Annotated in this window: 14 protein-coding genes, 1 tRNA gene and 1 pseudogene; 11 read left to right on the top strand and 5 right to left on the bottom strand. The window is 65.9% G+C overall.

Annotation, left to right across the window (positions count from 1 at the left end):
• Window positions 1-110 precede the first annotated feature (110 nt).
• The 4 genes from ACWHYQ_RS13335 to ACWHYQ_RS13350 all read left to right on the top strand — a co-directional run bounded on the left by ACWHYQ_RS13335 (window position 111) and on the right by ACWHYQ_RS13350 (window position 2,209).
• Window positions 111-1,040 (top strand): hypothetical protein, encoded by a 930-nt coding sequence (locus ACWHYQ_RS13335; protein ID WP_447972609.1) that lies wholly within the window; start codon window positions 111-113, stop codon window positions 1,038-1,040.
• The gene (locus ACWHYQ_RS13340; protein ID WP_447972610.1) at window positions 1,037-1,432 is read left to right on the top strand and encodes a hypothetical protein; all 396 of its coding nucleotides are present in this window, start codon (window positions 1,037-1,039) and stop codon (window positions 1,430-1,432) included. The genes ACWHYQ_RS13335 and ACWHYQ_RS13340 overlap by 4 nt, the downstream gene beginning before the upstream one ends.
• A 116-nt stretch (window positions 1,433-1,548) precedes the next feature.
• Window positions 1,549-2,037: a tRNA adenosine(34) deaminase TadA gene (tadA, locus tag ACWHYQ_RS13345; protein ID WP_447972611.1), complete on the top strand. Its 489-nt coding sequence runs from the start codon at window positions 1,549-1,551 to the stop codon at window positions 2,035-2,037.
• A gap of 82 nt (window positions 2,038-2,119) precedes the next feature.
• Window positions 2,120-2,209, top strand: a tRNA-Ser gene (locus ACWHYQ_RS13350).
• Window positions 2,210-2,414: 205 nt separating this feature from the next.
• On the opposite strand, the gene modA is transcribed toward ACWHYQ_RS13350, so the two are convergent.
• Window positions 2,415-3,206, bottom strand: a complete 792-nt coding sequence (modA, locus tag ACWHYQ_RS13355) for a molybdate ABC transporter substrate-binding protein (protein WP_447972612.1) — start codon at window positions 3,204-3,206, stop codon at window positions 2,415-2,417.
• A gap of 456 nt (window positions 3,207-3,662) precedes the next feature.
• On the opposite strand from modA, the pseudogene ACWHYQ_RS13360 reads away from it, so the two are divergent.
• The 5 genes and pseudogenes from ACWHYQ_RS13360 to ACWHYQ_RS13380 all read left to right on the top strand — a co-directional run bounded on the left by ACWHYQ_RS13360 (window position 3,663) and on the right by ACWHYQ_RS13380 (window position 11,185).
• Window positions 3,663-6,837, top strand: a pseudogene (locus tag ACWHYQ_RS13360) (efflux RND transporter permease subunit).
• A 1-nt stretch (window position 6,838) separates the two neighbouring features.
• Window positions 6,839-8,032: an efflux RND transporter periplasmic adaptor subunit gene (locus tag ACWHYQ_RS13365; protein WP_447972613.1), complete on the top strand. Its 1,194-nt coding sequence runs from the start codon at window positions 6,839-6,841 to the stop codon at window positions 8,030-8,032.
• A 13-nt stretch (window positions 8,033-8,045) separates the two neighbouring features.
• The gene (locus ACWHYQ_RS13370) at window positions 8,046-9,665 is read left to right on the top strand and encodes an efflux transporter outer membrane subunit (RefSeq protein WP_447972614.1); all 1,620 of its coding nucleotides are present in this window, start codon (window positions 8,046-8,048) and stop codon (window positions 9,663-9,665) included.
• Between the two features lie 151 nt (window positions 9,666-9,816).
• Window positions 9,817-10,662, top strand: a complete 846-nt coding sequence (locus ACWHYQ_RS13375) for a M48 family metallopeptidase (protein ID WP_447972615.1) — start codon at window positions 9,817-9,819, stop codon at window positions 10,660-10,662.
• Between the two features lie 103 nt (window positions 10,663-10,765).
• Window positions 10,766-11,185, top strand: coding sequence for a hypothetical protein (locus tag ACWHYQ_RS13380; RefSeq protein WP_447972616.1), 420 nt, complete (start codon window positions 10,766-10,768; stop codon window positions 11,183-11,185).
• Window positions 11,186-11,501: 316 nt separating this feature from the next.
• On the opposite strand, the gene ACWHYQ_RS13385 is transcribed toward ACWHYQ_RS13380, so the two are convergent.
• On the bottom strand, window positions 11,502-12,986 hold the full coding sequence (locus ACWHYQ_RS13385; RefSeq protein WP_447972617.1) for a DUF2779 domain-containing protein: 1,485 nt from the start codon (window positions 12,984-12,986) through the stop codon (window positions 11,502-11,504).
• A 73-nt stretch (window positions 12,987-13,059) separates the two neighbouring features.
• Complete coding sequence (locus ACWHYQ_RS13390; RefSeq protein ID WP_447972618.1) at window positions 13,060-14,445, bottom strand: 2-dehydropantoate 2-reductase; 1,386 nt, start codon at window positions 14,443-14,445, stop codon at window positions 13,060-13,062.
• 146 nt (window positions 14,446-14,591) lie between these two features.
• Between ACWHYQ_RS13390 and ACWHYQ_RS13395 the strand changes: the two genes are divergently transcribed.
• Entirely contained in the window at window positions 14,592-15,317 is a 726-nt protein-coding gene (locus tag ACWHYQ_RS13395) for an SIR2 family NAD-dependent protein deacylase (RefSeq protein ID WP_447972619.1), read from the top strand.
• A 72-nt stretch (window positions 15,318-15,389) separates the two neighbouring features.
• Here ACWHYQ_RS13395 and ACWHYQ_RS13400 read toward each other — a convergent pair whose 3' ends face one another.
• Both ACWHYQ_RS13400 and ACWHYQ_RS13405 read right to left on the bottom strand, forming a co-directional pair.
• A complete protein-coding gene (locus ACWHYQ_RS13400; RefSeq protein ID WP_447972620.1) occupies window positions 15,390-15,695 on the bottom strand; it encodes an RNA recognition motif domain-containing protein in 306 nt (101 codons plus the stop codon).
• A gap of 249 nt (window positions 15,696-15,944) precedes the next feature.
• Window positions 15,945-16,685, bottom strand: a complete 741-nt coding sequence (locus ACWHYQ_RS13405) for an HAD-IA family hydrolase (protein WP_447972621.1) — start codon at window positions 16,683-16,685, stop codon at window positions 15,945-15,947.
• 144 nt (window positions 16,686-16,829) lie between these two features.
• Here ACWHYQ_RS13405 and ACWHYQ_RS13410 point away from each other — a divergent pair, with 144 nt between their 5' ends.
• Window positions 16,830-17,978: a response regulator gene (locus ACWHYQ_RS13410; RefSeq protein ID WP_447972622.1), complete on the top strand. Its 1,149-nt coding sequence runs from the start codon at window positions 16,830-16,832 to the stop codon at window positions 17,976-17,978.
• The last annotated feature ends 249 nt before the right edge of the window (window positions 17,979-18,227 follow it).

An 18,227-nucleotide genomic window follows, 5' to 3' on the forward strand; every position in this document is an offset into this window, starting at 1 on the left:
CAGGGAGGCTCGCTACAAGGGCCAGACCGCCATGGAACCGGGTTCAACTCACGCACGGCCATACGACCGGACGGGTCGGCCACGGCACGCCCTCCGGGAACGACCGAGTCATGCTTCGCACCGCGGCGACAGCCAAGTGGACCCTGTGGACCCTGTCTCTGCTCTGGTTGGGGTGTCCGCTCCCCAGCTCCGCGCTGGAAAAATACGGTCGGCCGCTGCCGGCGTTCGAGGAGGAACGGGAAGAGGGAGCCCCCGTCGGTCCCGAAGAGGAAGAGACCGCGATCGGCGGCTATTTCCTGACCAGCGCCTTCGTCACGAACCCGACCTTCGCCGCGCGCCCCAACAACACGGGCCTGGTGGGACTGCGGCACATGGCCCATTTCGAGACTGATCTCTACAAGCAGTACCTCACCTTCTACACGGACCAGAACTTCTTCTCCGACCGGACGCGGGGGTGGATCAAGCTCACCGAGTGGGACATGACGTACGGATTCACCGGCATCTTCGATCACTGGGGCTGGCGCATCCAGTACGAGCGCGACGCGCCGCTGGACCAAAGCGGGCTGAAGCAGATTTACGCGGACGCAGTCGTCACCTACCGGGTCCAGGCCGCGCAGGACTGGGGTGCCTGGCGCCGGCTCCTGCCGAACCAGAATATCTCCGTCTACCTGGGGCCTGGCTGGTTGTTCTATAACAGCAATTATTTCGCCCGCCCCGACAACACCGGCCGGGCGCTGTTCCGGTACGTCGCCCATGCGGACGTGGACCTGTACAAGCAGCGCGGGATCGCCTTCGCTGACATCAACATGTTCACCGATCGGACCGCCTCCAACGTGTTGCGGCCGACGGAGCTGGATTGGATACTCGGCATCGCCTTCCGCTGGCGGGACCTGGAGCTGAGCATCTACCGGGAACAGGACCTCCCACTGGACAAGCCTGGGCTCGTCCAGCAATATACCGCCGTCCAACTCCGCTTCGCCTTCGACCTTTCCAAAGGGGAAGCAAAGCGGTTCTTAAAGCGCGTGTGGGCATCGCCATGACGTGTCGGCTGGCTGTTCGGAGGGGGATCGTCCGACTCGCGGGCTTGGCGGTCGGTGGGGCGCTGAGCCTCCTGGCCTGCGCCGGTCCCCAACCGCAGGCCGTGGGCCAGCATCTGTTGGGGAAGAGCCGCGACTACATCGTCGCGTGCGCAGGTCAGCCCAAGTCAGTCTCGGAAGCAGACGGCCTCACCATCCTGACCTACTACAAGGAAGCGACGATTCTTGAAGAGGAGTTTCCCCAATCGAAAAGCACCTTCCCGAAGATCCACCATGGCTGTTGGGCGAGACTAGGGCTTCAGGGCGGTCAGGTGGTCGGCGTGGAATATGAGAACGTCCCTTCGTCCTACGAGGACTATACTCACTGCGAGGCAATCTTCGAGTCCTGCCACTGAGCAACTCCCCCCACCTTCTCCGACCGAGCGGGCTATGTTATGATACCGCGCCTTGCAGGACAGCAATGGCGTGACCGGTGATGAGTGACGGGTGGCGAGTGGATCGTATGACGTTCATGGCTGACAAAGACATCGAGTACATGCAGGCGGCCCTGGAACGGGCCAGGTTGGCGCCAGCTTTGGGCGAGGTGCCGATCGGGGCCGTCTTGGTCATGGACGGCCAGATCCTCTCGCAGGTGCACAACTTCCGGGAGGTCTGGCAGGACCCCACGGCGCACGCGGAAGTGGTCGCGATCCGCGAAGCCGCCAGCCGGCTGGGCACCTGGCGGCTGACCGGCGCAACCCTGTACGTGACGCTGGAACCCTGCGCCATGTGTGCAGGCGCAATCATTCAGGCCCGGATCTCCCGGCTGGTCTTCGCTGCCCGGGACCCCAAAGGCGGCGCCTGCGGGTCCGTCTTCAACCTGCCGGAGGAGCGACGCCTCAACCATCGCGTCCAGGTCGTGAGCGGCGTCCTCGAGCAGGAGAGCCAGGCGCTGCTCCAGACCTTTTTCCGGAACCTCCGTGAGGACATGGGAGCGCGCGCTAGCCTGTCGGAGACGTGATGGGTGATGAGTGGAAGGATGAGCATCCCTTCGCGTCACATGCCCCATCGCTGCTCACCCATTTCTCATCACTCCTGAAAACGGAGAGGTGCGAGAGTGGACGAATCGGCCGGTCTCGAAAACCGGAGTCGGGGCAACTCGACCGTGGGTTCGAATCCCACCCTCTCCGCCATCCTTGCTGGCGTGCAAGCCGCTCCTTGTCTGCATTTGTGGCGGCGGCGCCGTACCCTCGCGGCTTGGCTCATCCGGCTCCTCGCTTGAACGCGCGCGTGGCCAGCCCCCTGCAACTCCGGGAATGGCTGGCAACTCGCTCGGTGGCTGCGGGTGGGCTGCGACCACTCTCCCGTCGCTTGCGTGGAAATCGGCGCGCCAGCGCGTTACCCTTTCAGCGACACGGGATCGAATCCGTACTTGAGCAGGAGTTTTCGGATGCGGGGACTCGCCATGAACTCAACGAACTCTTCCGCGACCGTGAGGGAGGTCTTCCGGCAGGTCCACACCACCGCTGCCCCGAACTGGACCGGCGTAAACGTTCCGTCAAGCGTTTCATCAATGATGCGCACCTGCCCGTTGTTGATCGCGTCCACCCGGTAGAGGATGCCCACCTCGGCCCTCCCTGCGCGAACCAGGTTCGCCACGGCTTCGCCATCGTCACCATAGAGCACGCCGGCGCGATTCGTAAAGACCGGATCGAAGTGGGCGAGCGCCCTCGCCGCGATTTTCCCCAAGGAGGACACCCGCGGGTTGCCCAGGGCGATCCGGGTGGTGCGATTCGGCCACACCTCGCGGAGCGAGACCGCGAGGGCCGGCGACGTCGCCGACATGACGAGCACGAGGGAGTTCTGCGCGTAGATTCGCGGGCCGCCATTGAGCGTCAGACCCTTCGTGTGCAGAATCTCCAGCTCCTCGACCGCCGCGGGAAGAAACACGTCGATCGCCGCGCCCCGTTCAATTTGCCGACGAACCGTGAGGGACGGCCCATAGATGACGCGCACGGTGGTGCCGTATTCTCCCTCGAACATTGGAACGATTTCTTGGAATGCCGCTTTCAAGCTCGGCGCCGCGGCGACCGTCAGGGGTTCAGCCTGAACCAGCCCCCCGCCCCCGACGAGGCCCATGAGGACGACTGCAGCAGCCACCGCCCCGCCGCCTCTCCGAATTCCCGCCATCACTGCTCCTTTCCCCGCCCTTTCGCCGGCCGAGCGGCGAAAAGGCAAACAATCCCCCCACCGGCAAACAACCGCTGCAAGATCAATACCGAGGCTCGTGCTCGTACGAGGGTTTGGGGATACCGGGCCAACGCCGCAGTTCAAGCGGATGCACTTCAGCATTTTTAGCCTCTGCCACTCTGCAGCCTGGTCGGCGGTGTGAGTTTCCGAACGCTGCGCTCAGTGCAACACCGCACAGTCTGCTTGCCCTGCTGTTCAATCCATAAGCCGAGGTTCGCACGGTCGTCGGCGAGAGCCGGCCAACGCCCTCTGTGTCAATATAGGTTGAGTCATTCTGGCAGGACCCGTCGCGGGCGAGCGAGCCGGCTGCTGGCAAACCCTTTGCTTCTCCCCAGTGGCATCCACGCCCCCAGGGGAAGTCGCATCCGACCTGTGAGTTTGTGGTAGACAGCGTACGTGAACCAGATCGTCCTCATCGCCCTACGCAAGCCATACACCTTCGTCGTGATGGCGATCCTGATCGTGCTGTTTGGGATCCTGACGGTCCTGCACATGCCGACGGATGTCTTCCCGAACATCACGATTCCCGTCACCTCCGTGGTCTGGACCTATGCCGGCCTGTTGCCCCAGCAGGTGGAAGGGCGCATCACGTACCTGTTCGAGCGTTTCCTCACCTCAACGGTGGAAGGCATTAAGTACATCCACAGCCACTCGTATTTCGGCAGCAGCATCATCAACATTTACTTGCAGGACGGGGTAGACGTGGGCCGGGCCGAAGCGGACATCGTGGCTATTGCGCAGACGGTCGTCAAAGCGCTGCCCCCGGATATTTCGCCGCCCATGATCATGCGGCTCGCCCCCTCCTCCATCCCGGTGGCCATGATCGAAGTCAGCGCGGACCACATGACTCCCGCGGAGCTCTACAACCTCGCCTACATGCGCATCCGGCCCCTGCTCGTGACGGTCCCGGGGGCGATCCTGCCGCACCCGTACGGCGGCCAGGACATGCAGGTCATGGTCAACCTCGATCAGCAGAAATTGCTCGCCCGACACCTCACACCGTCGGACGTCCACGACATCCTCATGCGGCAATACCTCGTGCTGCCGGCCGGCGATATCAAGGTCAAGCAGACCGACTGGATCGTCCAGACGAACGCGTCGCCGCTGCGGATCGAGGACTTCGAAAATATCCCGATCAAGCGGGAAGGCAACGCGTTCGTCTACCTGCGCGACGTCGCTACGGTGCGCCTCATGGGCCGGGTGCAACAGAACGCAGTCCTGGTAAAGGGCAAGCAGACCGTCATCATCGTCGTCATGAAGAGCACCGAGGCCTCGACCTTGGCGGTGGTGGACGGGATCAAGAAGGCGATCCCGCGTGCCCAACAAGTCGTCCCCGAGGGCGTGAAGATCCGCTTGCTCGACGATGCCTCGACCTTCGTCAAGGATTCGATCAGGGACGTGGTCCACGAAATGCTGACCGCCGGCGCGCTGGTCGGCCTCATCGTGCTGCTGCTCCTCGGCTCGTGGCGAGCCACGGTCATCGTCTGGACCTCGATCCCGCTCTCCATCCTGACCGCGCTCATCGGCCTGCATTGGCTCGGCGAGTCCATCAACGTCATGACCTTGGGCGGGTTGGCGCTGGCCGTGGGGATTCTGGTGGACGATGCGACCGTGATGATCGAGAACATTGACCGCCATCTCGACATGGGCAAGCCGCTGGAGACGGCCATCATTGACGCCGCCAATCAGATCGTCGTCCCGACGTTCGTCGCGACCCTGTGCATCGCGATCGCCTGGTTCCCGCTCTTCGGGCTGGGCGGCGTCGCCGGTTACCTGTTCAAGCCCATGGCGGAAGCTGTCATGATCGCGATGATGGCCTCCTTTCTCCTGTCGCGCACGCTGGTGCCGACCATGGCGAAATATCTGTTGAGGGATCACCATGGCGCAGGTGCCTGAGCCGGTGGCGCAACCCGTCGCACCACCGGCGCGGAATGTCTTCGTCCGCTTTCAGCAGGGGTTCGAGCGCCGCTTCGATCGGTTCCGCGAGCACTACGGGGCGCTGCTCGAACGGGTGATCGCCCACCGCCGTGCCTTCGTCAAGGTCTCGCTGGCGATCGCGGTGGGCTCCCTGTCCCTGTTTTACTTCCTCGGGCGCGATTATTTCCCCGAGATCCGGTCGGGAGTCATCCAGATGCATATGCGGGCCCCGCTCGGGACGCGCATCGAGGTGTCGGGACGCCTGGCCACGCTAGTCTCCAACAGCATCGAGGAGTTGCTGCCCGGCCAAATCGACAACATCGTCAGCAATTGCGGCCTGCCGGTCGGCCCGCACAACCTCGCCTTCATCCCGACGCCGACGATCGGCTCCCAGGACTGCGACCTGACGGTCCTGCTGAAGGATGAAAAGTCGCCGGTGTGGGAGTACCGCCGCATCCTCCGTAAGGGGTTGAAGGAACGCTATCCAGGAACCGACTTCACGTTCCAGCCGTCCGATCTGACCGCGAAGATTCTCAACTTCGGCGCGCCCGCGCCGATTGACGTCCAGATCAACGGGCCGGACCTCTACCCCAACTACGAGTTCGCCCGCAAACTGGCGGGCAAGTTTCGGGAGATCCCTGGCGCCACGGACGTGGTGATCCAGCAGACGATGCGCACGCCGACCCTCATGGTGGAAGGCAACCGCACGTTCGGCCTCGGCGTCAACAGGACCGAGAAGGAGATCGCCTCCGATCTGCTCATGACGACCGCCGGAAGCCAACAGGTCGACCAGATCTACTGGCTCGATCCCCAGACCGGCATGTCGTACCTGATCAACGTCTATACGCCGCAGCCACAGGTCAACAGCCTCAACAGTCTCAAGACCATCCCGGTCGGTTCCTCGAACACTGCTTCGGATGACGACGTGCAGTTGCTCGGCAATCTGGCTACCCTTTCGATAGAAGGTACGCCGGGCGTGATCACGCACGGGAACATCATGCCGCTGTTCGATATCTATATCTCGTCCGAAGGGCGCGACCTCGGCGGGGTGCTCGCAGACGTCCAGCGGATCGCCAAGAGCCTGGAGCACGAGAAGCCCCGCAGCGCCGCGATCGAAATCCACGGCCAGGCCGCCCTCATGTACGAGGCCTACGCCGAGCTAATCTTCGGCCTGCTCGCCGCGATCGTGCTGGTCTATCTGGTGATCGTCGTCAACTTCCAATCCTGGCTCGATCCCTTCATCATCATTACGGCCCTGCCCGGCGCGCTGGCGGGCATCGCGTGATCGCTGGTCCTGACCCAGACGCGGCTGTCGGAGCCGGCCCTGACGGGGGCGATCATGACGATGGGCACGGCGACCGCGAATGCCATCCTCGTCGTGGCCTATGCGCGTGAGCGGCTCAAAGAGCATGGCGACGCGCTGCGGGCCGCGATCGAGGCCGGGAAGACCCGCTTCCGTCCGGTGCTCATGACCGCCTCGGCCATGATCCTCGGCATGGTTCCTATGGCGACAGGCTATTCCCAGAATGCGCCGTTGGGTCGAGCCGTCATCGGCGGCTTGCTCGTGGCCACCGTTTTCACCCTGTTGTTTGTACCCTGCGTCTACGCCATCCTCTACGAGAGGCGGACCGCCAGCCTTGGAGAGAGGGTGTAACGTGACCGGTCTCCGTGGAAGAAGCCTTGCGTTCTCCGCGCTTGTCCTGTGTGTACTCTACCTCGGTTACCGGATCTATGAGAGCCGACTGGACGCCGCGGCGCTGCGCGAGGAGACGCTGAAGAACGCCGTCCCTACCGTGGCCGTTGTCCATCCCACGCCGGTGCCGTCGACCGAGACCATTACGCTTCCCGGCAATATCGTGGGGTGGTACGAGGCGCCAATCTACGCGCGCGTCACGGGCTATGTGAAGATGTGGTACAAGGACTATGGAGACATGGTGCAGAAAGGCGACATTCTCGCCGAAATCAACGCGCCGGATCTCGACGCCGAATATGCGCAGGCTAAAGCGGACCTGGAAACGGAGCGCGCCAAGTACGCGCTGGCCGTGGTGACGGCCAAACGCTACCAGGCAATGCGCGACACCCACGCGGTCTCCGAGCAAGCTATTACGGTGCAGGAACAGAACCTCAAGGCCCAGGCCGCGACGCTCAAGGCCGCGGAGCAGAAGGTCCGGAACATCGAGGCGTTCATCCGGTTTAAAACGATCGTCGCCCCCTTCGACGGCGTGGTGACTCAGCGCAACATCAACGTCGGCGACCTGGTCAGTAAGGAAGGCACGCTCAGCACGCCCAACGCCAAGAGCAATCTCTTTACAGTGGCCGACATCCATGTGATGCGCCTCTTCGTCAACGTGCCGGAGCAGTTCGGGCCCTTCCTCCAGCCGGGGCTGACGGCCGAGGTGACCGTGCCGCAATTGCCCCATCGCCGGTTCACCGCCAAATTCCTAACTGTCGCCCGCGGATTCGACGTGAGTACGCGCACCGCCGTGACCGTCTTCACGATCGACAACGAGGACCGCTCGCTCTGGCCGGGTTCCTACGCCCAGGTCACACTCACCGCGCCGGTCCCGCGGAAGGCCTTCACGATTCCGTCCACCGCCTTGGTGTTCCAGGAGCATGGCACGCAAGTGGCTGTGGTGACGGACGATAACCGCGCGCACTTCAAACCCATTACCGTGAGCAAACTTCTAGACAACACGGTCGAAGTGGCGGACGGGATTTCCGCGAGCGACCGCGTGATCAACAATCCCAGCGCCGCGCTGCTCGAAGGCGACCACGTGCGCATCGTCACGCCGGCGCCCGGGTACGATCTCATCACAGAACCGGCATCGAAGGAGGCCCCCTCCTCGTGAGGGTAGCAGTCCCATGAGGGGCACAGGCGTACGAGCGCGCGCAAGCGGGTCTCGCTTGCTTCGCACCTGCGCGCGAGGCAGCAGCGGGGTCGTGCTGGCGCTCACGCTGTCGGCGTGTGGCGACTGGTTGCCACACGTGGATCTGGCGCCTCCTTACGTTCCGCCGCACTACGTCGTCCCCGCCTCGTGGCGCGGGGCGAGCCCCTTCGTCGAGGCGAAGCCGTCGGACGACGCGCTGCGTCCGGATTGGTGGAAGCTGTACGACGATCCGGTGCTGGACACGCTGATCGAACAAGCAATGGCGGCCAACGCGGACCTGCAAGCCGCCGCCGAGCGATTCGTCCAGGCCCGCGACATGATGATGAAGGCCCGCTCACGCCGCATTCCGCAGCTCGGCCTGGGGTTCGACGCCTCGAACAACAAGCAATCCCCCGAGACGTTGTTTCGCGCGCCGGACAGCCCCATCCACGAGAGCAGCGTGTCCGGTTCGGGCCTCGCGTCCTGGGAGCCCGACTTCTGGTCGGCGATCCGCAACGCGACGCGCGTCGAAACCTACCGCGCCCAAGAGCGGGCGGCCGAGTACGGGCTGGCGCGCCTCAGCTTGCAGGCAGAACTCGCGACGGATTACTTCACGTTGCGCGGCTACGACGCACAGATTGCGATCTATTCGCAGTCCATTGACCTCTACAAACGATCGCTGGAGCTCGTCAAGACCCAGTTCGCGGGCGCGATCGCCTCGGCCCTCGACGTCGCGCGTGTCGAATCGCTCCTGTACAGCACGGAGACGAAGCTGGCCCAGGTGCAAGGCCAGCGCCAGGTGGCAGAGCAGGCGATCGCCATCCTCGTGAACAGGGCCCCAGCCAGTTTCACGATCGAGCCGGTCACCGAGCTGCGCGTCGCGCAGTTCGCGATTCCGCGGACCATCCCGTCCACCCTGCTGGAGCGGCGCCCCGACATCGCCGCGATGGAGCGCCGGATGGCGCAGGCGAACCGCGCCATCGGCATCGCCCGCGCCGCCTTTTTCCCAGACGTGCGATTCCGGGCCGACGGCGGGTTTGAAGACACCGGGATCAATCTCTTCACGCTCGCCAATAGCTTCTGGTCCTACGGCTCCCCCGTGTCCCTGCCGGTCTTCCAGGGCGGATATCGCCGCGCTCAATTGCAGCAGGCGTGGTCGGCCTATCGCGAGACAGAAGACCGATACCGGTCAACGGTACTCAATGCCTTTCGCGAGGTTGAGAACGGTTTAGCCGTGACGAATCGGCTGACCCTCGCGGCCGAGCGGCAGGACGCCGCCGTCCGAGCCTTTGTGAAGACGCAAGACCTGACATTGGAGCTCTATCAGGGCGGGCTGGCGTCCAGCCTCGAGCTCATTTACGCGCAAGTTCAAACGCTCTTGGCGCGCATCGACGCGGTGCAAATCAAGGCGGATCTACTGAAAGCTTCGGTGGGCCTCATCCGGGCGCTCGGTGGAGGATGGAGCCGGGATCAACTGCCGACCGATGAGCAAATCCAGCCCTTCGGGACGCTTCAATACGTCAACCTCGACAAACCGTCGCCGGCTGGCGGCATCGATGTCAATGCGCCCAATAACTGGGTGAATAACGATCTGACCAAGCCTTCTGCCCCTTGACCGTGCCCACCACGCTTGCCCGGCTGGCGCGCGCAATCTGGCGGCTAGTCGGTCCCGCGCGACTTCTCCCGCTGCTTGATCCGGCGCCGCCGCCCCCCTATACTCTGATTCCGTGCACGCCATCCGATCACTCTCTCAGCGGTTGCCGCCCATGCGCAGGCTCGCGACACCTGTTGCCCTCTGCGTCACCTTCTCGCTCCTCGCCTGCGCCACCAACCCCTATACCGAGCGCTACCAGCTTCTGCTCCTCCCCGAGGCTGACGAGGTCAAGCTCGGATCCCAGGCCTACGCGCAGCTCCAACAGGATCCGAACGTCCGGTTCTCCCAGGATCCGCGCGAGGTCGAGCCGGTCCAGCGGGTTGCCTCCCGCATCATCGAGGCAGCCAAACAGTCGAAATACGCGGAGCGGGCCAGGCAGTACGACTGGGAGGTGAAGGTCATCAAGGATGACAAGACGTTGAACGCCTTCGCGCTCCCCGGTGGCAAGATCGCTGTCTACACCGGCATCTTTCCGGTGGCCAAGAACGAGGCGGGGCTTGCGGCCATCCTGGGCCACGAGGTCGTCCATGCGCTGGCCCGGCACGGCGGCGAGCGGATGAGCCAGGGCGTGTTGACACAGGTCGGGCTCCAGGCCGTCAATCTCGCGCTCGCCACCCAGGGCGGCGACCCGGTCATCCGCCAGACCACCATGGCCGCGCTGGGACTCGGGGCCAACGTCGGCATTATCCTGCCGTTCAGCCGGGCGCACGAATCCGAAGCCGATTATATCGGCCTGCTCCTGGCCGCGGCGGCCGGCTACGACCCCCGCGAGGCCGTCCGCGTGTGGGAGCGGATGGAGCAGCTCTCCAAAGGTCAGCCGCCCGAGTTTCTCTCCACCCACCCCAGCCACGGCACACGGATCAAACAGCTCGAAGGCCGGATGGCTGAGGCCCTCTCGCATTACCGGCCGCGTCCCGGCGACCGGCAGGTCGAGCTTCCCCCTATCGGGACCCGGTAAAGCGTGCCCGCCGGTCGGCAGGACTTGCGGCAACGACGTGGCCGGTCGCGCCCTTCGACCCATTGCATGACAAGAGCATAAGAGCAAGGAATGGAGAATCGCTATGAAAAGCCTCAGAAGCCTGTTCTTGACGAGCGGCAACCGACTGGGATTGGTCATGAGCCTGGCCGCAGGAGCGGCCGGCGGGGCCCTGTCCGCGCTTCTGATGCTCGGCCCGCCAGCCGGCGCCGAGGACCAGCAAGGGCGAGCAGCGAAGGTGCTCGCCGCTGAGGAGTTCCGCCTGGTGGATGCAACGGGGCGCGTCCGGGCGCTCCTGGCCTTCTCGCCGAGCGGAGAGCCGTACCTCGCGCTGCTGGACCTGCGCGATACGCAACGGGTGTGGCTCGGGCTCGCTCAGGACACGGGGCTTGCGGTCCGGGACCGGGACGGGAAGACACGCCTGGTCCTTAGTCTCGACCAGGATGGCGAGCCGTCCTTGGTCGTCAGGGACCGGGAGCGGCGGTCGCGCTCGTTCCGCCCCTAGCCCGGGCGAGCCGGCCTCCCGAGGGCGGCGGTCCCTTCTCACCGGCCCAGTCACTCCAGGCTATTGACCGGGGCCTAAGGATTTCCTAGGATGGGGGCCGGAACGTTCGTCAACCGGGATGGCGCGATGGCGGGATCGCAGCCGGAGGGAAGCCGGACAGGCCCGCGGAAGGGCACCTGGAGCGACGCCGCGGGGAGCGGCGGAAGGCCGATCGGCGGCGCACCGACCGCGGTGGGCGCGATCGCCGGGTCGGAGACCGGCGTAGGTCCCGCCCACGCTTCGACGCCGGCTGACGCGGCGGCCCCGTCGCGCCTGCTCACCCCGCACGCAAGGCAGCCCGAGCCCACAGTTCCTTTCGGATGCGCAGGAGCGCCAGCGTGTCCTGCCGGCAGTACTCCAGCAAGGCCGCGCGGATCCGTTCCTTCTCAACCCAGTCCGTTTCCTCGAACACCATCTCCTCATAGCGCCGGGCCGCCGTCGCGCCGTCGCGGATCTCCAGCCGATCGTAGCGCAGGTCGGGAGCTAGCGCGTGCAGGACCGCTTTGACCGACAGCGACCCGTTGAAGGCCGGGTGGTAATACTGATCCTGGATGACCGCCAGAAGATCCCACAGCCGGATCAGGACCTGATCGAGGTCCCGCTTCAGCCGGGGAACGGCCTCGCCCAACCGTTCCAGGACGTCCCGCTCGGAGCCGGAATAGACGCAGATGCTGCCTGTCCCCCCTAGACACGCCAGCAGAGACTCCGCGAACTCCTCGCGCGGGTCCCGAGGCTCCGTGCAGAGGTAGCCCTCGTGCCGGATCGTCCCGTCTTCCTCTTCGATGTGGTCGGACCACTGCACGGGAACGGGCTCGAAGGGGCTGGTCCCGGGGAACCTCGGCACCGCGAGCCCGACGGCTTCGATATCAAGGTGGTGCACCGGATACCGTACCGACCGGAGCGCGGCGCGCAGGCCCGGGCCGATCCATTCGACATTCTCCTTCATCCGCCGCTGGAGCGGGGTCAGCTTCGTGCCAGGGGGAAGGTCGTCGATCGTCTGTACGCCGCTGGCCGCCAGCCGCTCCAGTTCGCGGCCGCCGTCGGACAGGCGAAAGATCCAGCGCGCGGGCTTGTCCTTCGTGCAATGCGCCCAGAAGGGACAGTCGTAGGGGCGATGACAGTGAGGGCCCGGCTCGACCGCCGGCGGCTCTGCTGCACCCAAGGCGGCCCACACCTCTGCCAGACGGGCTTGGATGCGGGCGCAGCGGGCCTCCACCGCCTCCGTCACCTCTTCAAGGGCGAAGTACCGCTCGAGGTCGAGCGGCCCTGCACCCAGCCGATAATCCGTATTGACGTGCATCAGCCAGACACCGGCGAGCCGCACTCCCGCGGCGCGCACCACGGAGGTTTGAATCGCCAGGTCGTCCAGATGCACCTCCTTGACCCGGGCGGAGGCCTTTACCTCGATCAGGCGCCAGGCCAGCTCACCCGTCGTGCCGCGCGCCACCCGTTCCAGGATGTCCACTCGGACAAAGACCCCGTGGTGCTCGAACGCCGCTTCGAAGATGGCCGGCGCACCCGGATCGCGGAGCAGCTCAGCGGTGCGTCGCACCGCCTCCTCGCGGCGGCCAGCGTGCGGCTCGACGAGCCGGCCGCCCGGGAACCGGCGCCGCGCCAGCCGGCCGACCTCCGTGCCCGTCGCGAGGAGCGCCCTGGTCGCATCATCGGGCGGCCGGGCGAGGTCCGGGGCACGGATCTCCAGGAACACCCGTTTCAGACATTGAAGCCCGGCCAGGACCTTGGACTTCGTCAGGGGGACCATTCCAGTCACCGGCGGGATCGGGTCAGCGAGAACGGGCAGCATGGCGGTAGGCTAGGCGGGCGATAGCCATGGGTTAGTGGTCCTTGGCCATTGACGAATGCCCATTGACCATTGCTGCCTCTCCCTTCCGCGAGGGACGCGTGTCCTTCCCAGGTCCGCTTGTGATCTCGATGCGCGCGACGCCCTTGACGTTCGCGCAGAGGTCGCCCAGTCCGGGGGTCAGGAGGCGGAACGGCCCGCCGTTCTGCTCCGGAAGCGGCCCGCCGTCCAGCTCATACAGCAGCACGCCGTAGGTCGCCGCCTGCTCCAGGGTGAGGCAGGCCGCGAACTGCCCATCTCCCGCGTGAAACGTCGCGTGGGTCGCGCCGATGGCCAAGGCCGGCAAATCGAGCAGCCCCTTCACACGGATGCCGGTCCCGCGCAGGCCCGGGATCAGGGCACCCACGTCCGGGACCTGGTGCTCCGCCGGCAGCATGGCCAGCGCGGTCCGATCCAGCGTCATGGGCTGGAGCACGGCGCCGTCAATGGTCAAGAGACCGGGCCCCCGGCGGTCCCGCTCGGTGATGACCTTGATGATGGCGGTGAGCGCATCGTTCACCGGGGTCGGGATGCCCAGCTCCCGGGCCCGCCGGGAGACGTACCCGTTCAGGTGCTCGATCTCGGTCGGGCGGCCCGCCTTCCAGTCGTCGTACATGGAGGTATGGATGTCGCGAATCTCCTGTGACCAGCGGACGACCTTGTCCGCGATGTCCGCGGCCAGCGGCACCTTGCAGCCCGCCGCAACCGCCGCCACCTCCCCGACGATCTGCCGGATGACGGCGAGCATCTCAGGATGGTCCAGCGCCTTGGCGACCCGGTCGTTCATGACGACCGTCAACGGGTTGAAGACGCAGTTCCAACACAGCTTCTCCCACTTGGTCCGGCGGATGTCCTCGGCGATCTGGCAGGGAAGGCCGGCCGCCTTGAAGAGGTCGGCGATCTGCACGAGGCGGGGGCTCTGATGGCCCATCAATTCTCCGATCGCGACCGCGCCGCGCTTGTAATGCGCGATAACGCCGGGCTCGACGATCTTCGAATAGATGAAGGCGACCCCGCCGACGACGCAGTCCCGCTTGAGGCGGGCCAGGATCCGGTCTTCGGCGTCCACGCCGTTCTGCAGGGTCAGCAGCACGATCCGGTCGGTCAGCACCGGCTCGATCTGGTCCAGCACCTCGTCCAGATCGTAGGCCTTGACGGCGAGGATGATCAGGTCCGGCGTCGGAAGCTCCCGGGGATCCGCTGCCGCCCGGGGGTGGACTGTAAACGTGCCCGTGGCGCTGCGGACGGTCAGTCCCCGCTCGCAGACCGCTTGGAGTGTCCGGGGACGCAGGAGAAAGGACACGTGCGGGTTATGCCGTGCCAGGTGCGCGCCGAAGAACCCGCCAACGGAGCCTGCGCCGACAACAAGAATCTCCTGCATCAACATCTCGCGAAATCGTCGCGGAGACGGGGGGACGCGGCGATCCCTGTTTCACCCCGTTGCCCTGTCTCCTGTCCCCGCGTCGCTGAACGTGGCACTATAGCATGGCGCGTTCAGCACCACAAAGTGGCGTATAATCGGCGGCCATGGAGCGGGAGCAGGCCATCGCTACCCTGCGGGCGCGGCTGGCCGGCGCGCGGGCCATCACCGTGCTCACCGGCGCCGGGATCTCCGCCGACAGCGGAGTCCCAACGTTTCGCGGACCGGACGGGCTCTGGCGCACCTATCGCGCCGAGGACCTCGCCACCCCGGAGGCTTTCGCCCGGGACCCGAAGCTGGTCTGGGAGTGGTACAACTGGCGGCGCGAGCTGCTGGCGATGACGCGTCCCAATCCGGCCCACGAAGCCCTGGTCGAACTGGAGCGGCGGGTCGAGCGCTTCTGGCTCATCACCCAGAACGTGGACGGCCTCCACCGCGCCGCCGGCGCGACCAAGCTCTCCGAGATCCACGGCAACATCTGGACGGTCCGCTGCACGGCCTGTAAGCGCCTGACCGAAAACCGGGACGTCCCCATCGCGATCCCGCCGTGGTGCTCCGCCTGCGGAGGCCTGCTGCGGCCGCACATCGTCTGGTTCGGCGAGGCCCTGGAGGAGGCCGTGCTCGACCGCTGCATGGAGACCCTGAGCCGCTGCGAGCTGTTGCTGGTGATTGGCACCTCCGGCCTCGTCTATCCCGCCGCGTCCTTCGCCCCCATCGCCAAGGCGGCCGGGGCCTTCGTCGCGGAGATTAACCTGGAGCCCACGCCTCATTCGGATCTCGTGGATCTCTCGATCCGGGGACGGGCCTCGGAGATCGTCCCCAGACTCCTGTAGGCTTGTCCCAACGAAAAAGGGCGGGCAGCCTTCGGGCTGCCCGCCCTCCTCCGCCAGACCATCCGGCTGAGCTTACCAGCGGCCGCGCTTGCCGCCGCTCCCGCCAGGACGTCCCCCGCCGCTGCGCGGCTCCTGTGGCCTGGCCTCATTCACCGTCAAGGTCCGGCCGCCCAACTGGGTCGCGTTCAGGGCCTCGATCGCCTTCCGCGCCTCCTCGGCCGACGCCATCTCGACGAACCCAAATCCCCGGGACTGGCCCGTGAATTTGTCCGTGATCACCCGGACAGACTCGACCGTGCCGTGCGCCGCAAACAGCTCGCTGAGCTGCTCCTCGGTGGCGGAATACGGCAAGCCGCCGACATAGATCTTCGAACCCATGAGGGGTTCCTCCTCTCGTTGGGATATTGTCTTTGACTCGAGAACCAGGGTACGGAAAGGAGCGGGCCAAAGACGCAAGAAACTGGGCGGCTTACGGCGAGCCTTCGCGCAGATTCCCGGGGCAACACAACATCCGGTGTGAGGTCTTTCTGTCTCCCGTTCCCTCGCCAGACCCCGGGGCGCAGGAACAAGGTCACCTTATACCAGGACCGGGAGAAATGCAACCTGCGAGTGGTCCGTCGAGCAGCTCTACCTCATGGCACCGAGCAGCGCCGGCAGCTCCTCCAGCGACCGGATCCCCAGGATCGCCGGGCCGCCTGGCGGGCTGGGCGGCGCCGCCCGCCGCTCCGGGTCCACCAGCACCGCGGTCATGCCCGCCGCCAGCGCGCCCTCGGCGTCCTCGTGCAGGCTGTCCCCCACGTGCACGGCCTCGTCCGGATCCACCGCGTGTTTTTCCATGGCCGCTCGGAACAGCCGGGCGGCCGGCTTCGCTGCGTGCGCGAGGCTCGAGAGCGTCACGGTGTCGAACAGGTCCGCGAGGCCCAGCCCCCGGAGGACGGAGAACAGCCGTGTGTCGAAGTTGGAGATGATGCCCAGCTCGAGGCCGTGGTCCCGCAGCGCTTTTAGGACGCCGAGCGTTTCCGGGTAGAGCGTCCAGTGTCGCGGCCCGTCAAAGGCCTGGAACACGTCGTCGAAGTAGTCGTCAAAGCCCTCGAACAGGCCGACTCGATAGAACACGCTGTGGACGATGTCGAACCACCAGAGCCGCTCGCACCGTTTGATCTCGGCAGGGTCGCGAACCGCGAAGACCGGCGGTGGCGCATCGCGGAAGGCCCGCGCAAACGCGTCGTCCACCGCCGCTACCAGCTCCGGCGTTCGCCGGACCCCGTACTTCTCAGCATACTGCAGGTAGATATCCCCGACGGATCCCTTGACCCGGAAGAGGGTGCCGGCTGCGTCGAAGAAGACGGCCTTGATCCGGCTGCTCATGCGCGCCGCGTGCCTCCGATCGAGGCCCATTCTATCCACTGGCTCGACGAGTCGTCAAAGCGTGTTCGCTTCCTTGACAAGGCCGGGGTCGTCTGTTAGCTTCGCCGACGGTCATCCCGTTGGGAGCTCCTCGGGTAGAGAGTTATGAGCGCGGTCCTCTTCGTCATTGATGCGAGCCCGGCGATCCAGCGGCTCGTCCAGGAGGCAGCGCGGCTGGCCGATTGTGACCTGGTCGCCTTCAAGGACGGCCTCACCGCGTTGGAAGCGGCGCCGACCCTGAAGCCGGAACTGATCCTCGCCGACTACCACATGGACGGCATCGGGTTTCCGTCGTTCTGCCAGTGCCTCCGGAGCGGCGGGGCGGCTGCGGAGACCCCGATCATTGCGTTCATCACCTTCGCGGATCAGCTCGACGAGGGCCTGCTCCGCTCGCTCGGCGTCAAAGCCCTGCTGACCAAGCCGCTCCATCCCGACCACCTGCTCCAGACAATCCGGCGCGTGCGCTCGGGACCGCCGCCCCTCTTGAAGCGCGAGGAGGCCGCCGAGCAGCGGATTTCCCTCGCCTCATCGGCTCAACGGCTCTTCGGAACGCCGGCCCAACGCCCCGCCGTGGAGAGCCTCCCCGAGTCCGGCGCCGAGCCCGTCGCGCCGCGGATCGCCGCCGAGTCTGCGCCTTCGCAGCGCCCCGACCGGCCTGCAGCGGCCGATCCCTCGCTCGAGCAGATCCTCCGCGACCTCGCCGCGCACCTGGCCCGCACGGCCCGGGAACAGGCGCAGCAGGAGGCGGCACGGCTGCTGCCGGACCTCGTCGTCAAAGAAACCCGAGCGCACCTGCTCCGGACAGTCCAGGCGGAGCTTCCTGCCCTGATCGAGGCCGCGGTGCCGCGCGACCAGTTGACGCACCTGGTCCAGGAGACGCTCCGGCAGCTTCTCCCGGACCTGGTGAAGCAGCAGGTCTCGACCTTCGAGCCGACGATCCGGCAACAGCTTCAGGAAATCGCCCGTCCCCTTGTGGAGCGCGTGGCGGAGACCCTTACCCGGGAGCTCGTGGACCCCGCCGTACAGCAGCACCTGGGAGGCGCCTTGCGCCGGCAGCTCGGGCCCATCGAGATGCTCGTCAAGGAAGCGGTGGAGGTGGCCGTCTCGCACTATACCGGGCCGGCAGCCGAAGCCGCCGTGCGCGAGGTGGCGGGCGAAGTCACGCGGCAGGCGGCCGAGCGGATCGTGCGGGAGGTCGTGCCGGACCTCGCCGAGGCGGCGATCAAAGAGGAAATCGAACGACTGACGGCGTGAGCGCGCGACCGTTGGCTTAGCGTTTCACGCGCTTGGTCCGCCGCGCCCGCGCCAGAGCCCTAAGCCGCTCCTGGTTCTTGCGGTGCTTCCTCCGAACCTTGCGGTCCTTCTCTCGTCCCCTGGCCATCGCCTCAGCTCTCCTTTTCAATGGCGTCCGATGAGTCCCCGACAGGGGGTCGGCTTTCGGGGCAGGACTGCGCGCGGACTGGCGACTGTATAGCACATCGCGGGACCCTGCACAAGCACGCG

Source organism: Nitrospira sp. Kam-Ns4a (assembly GCF_965152595.1).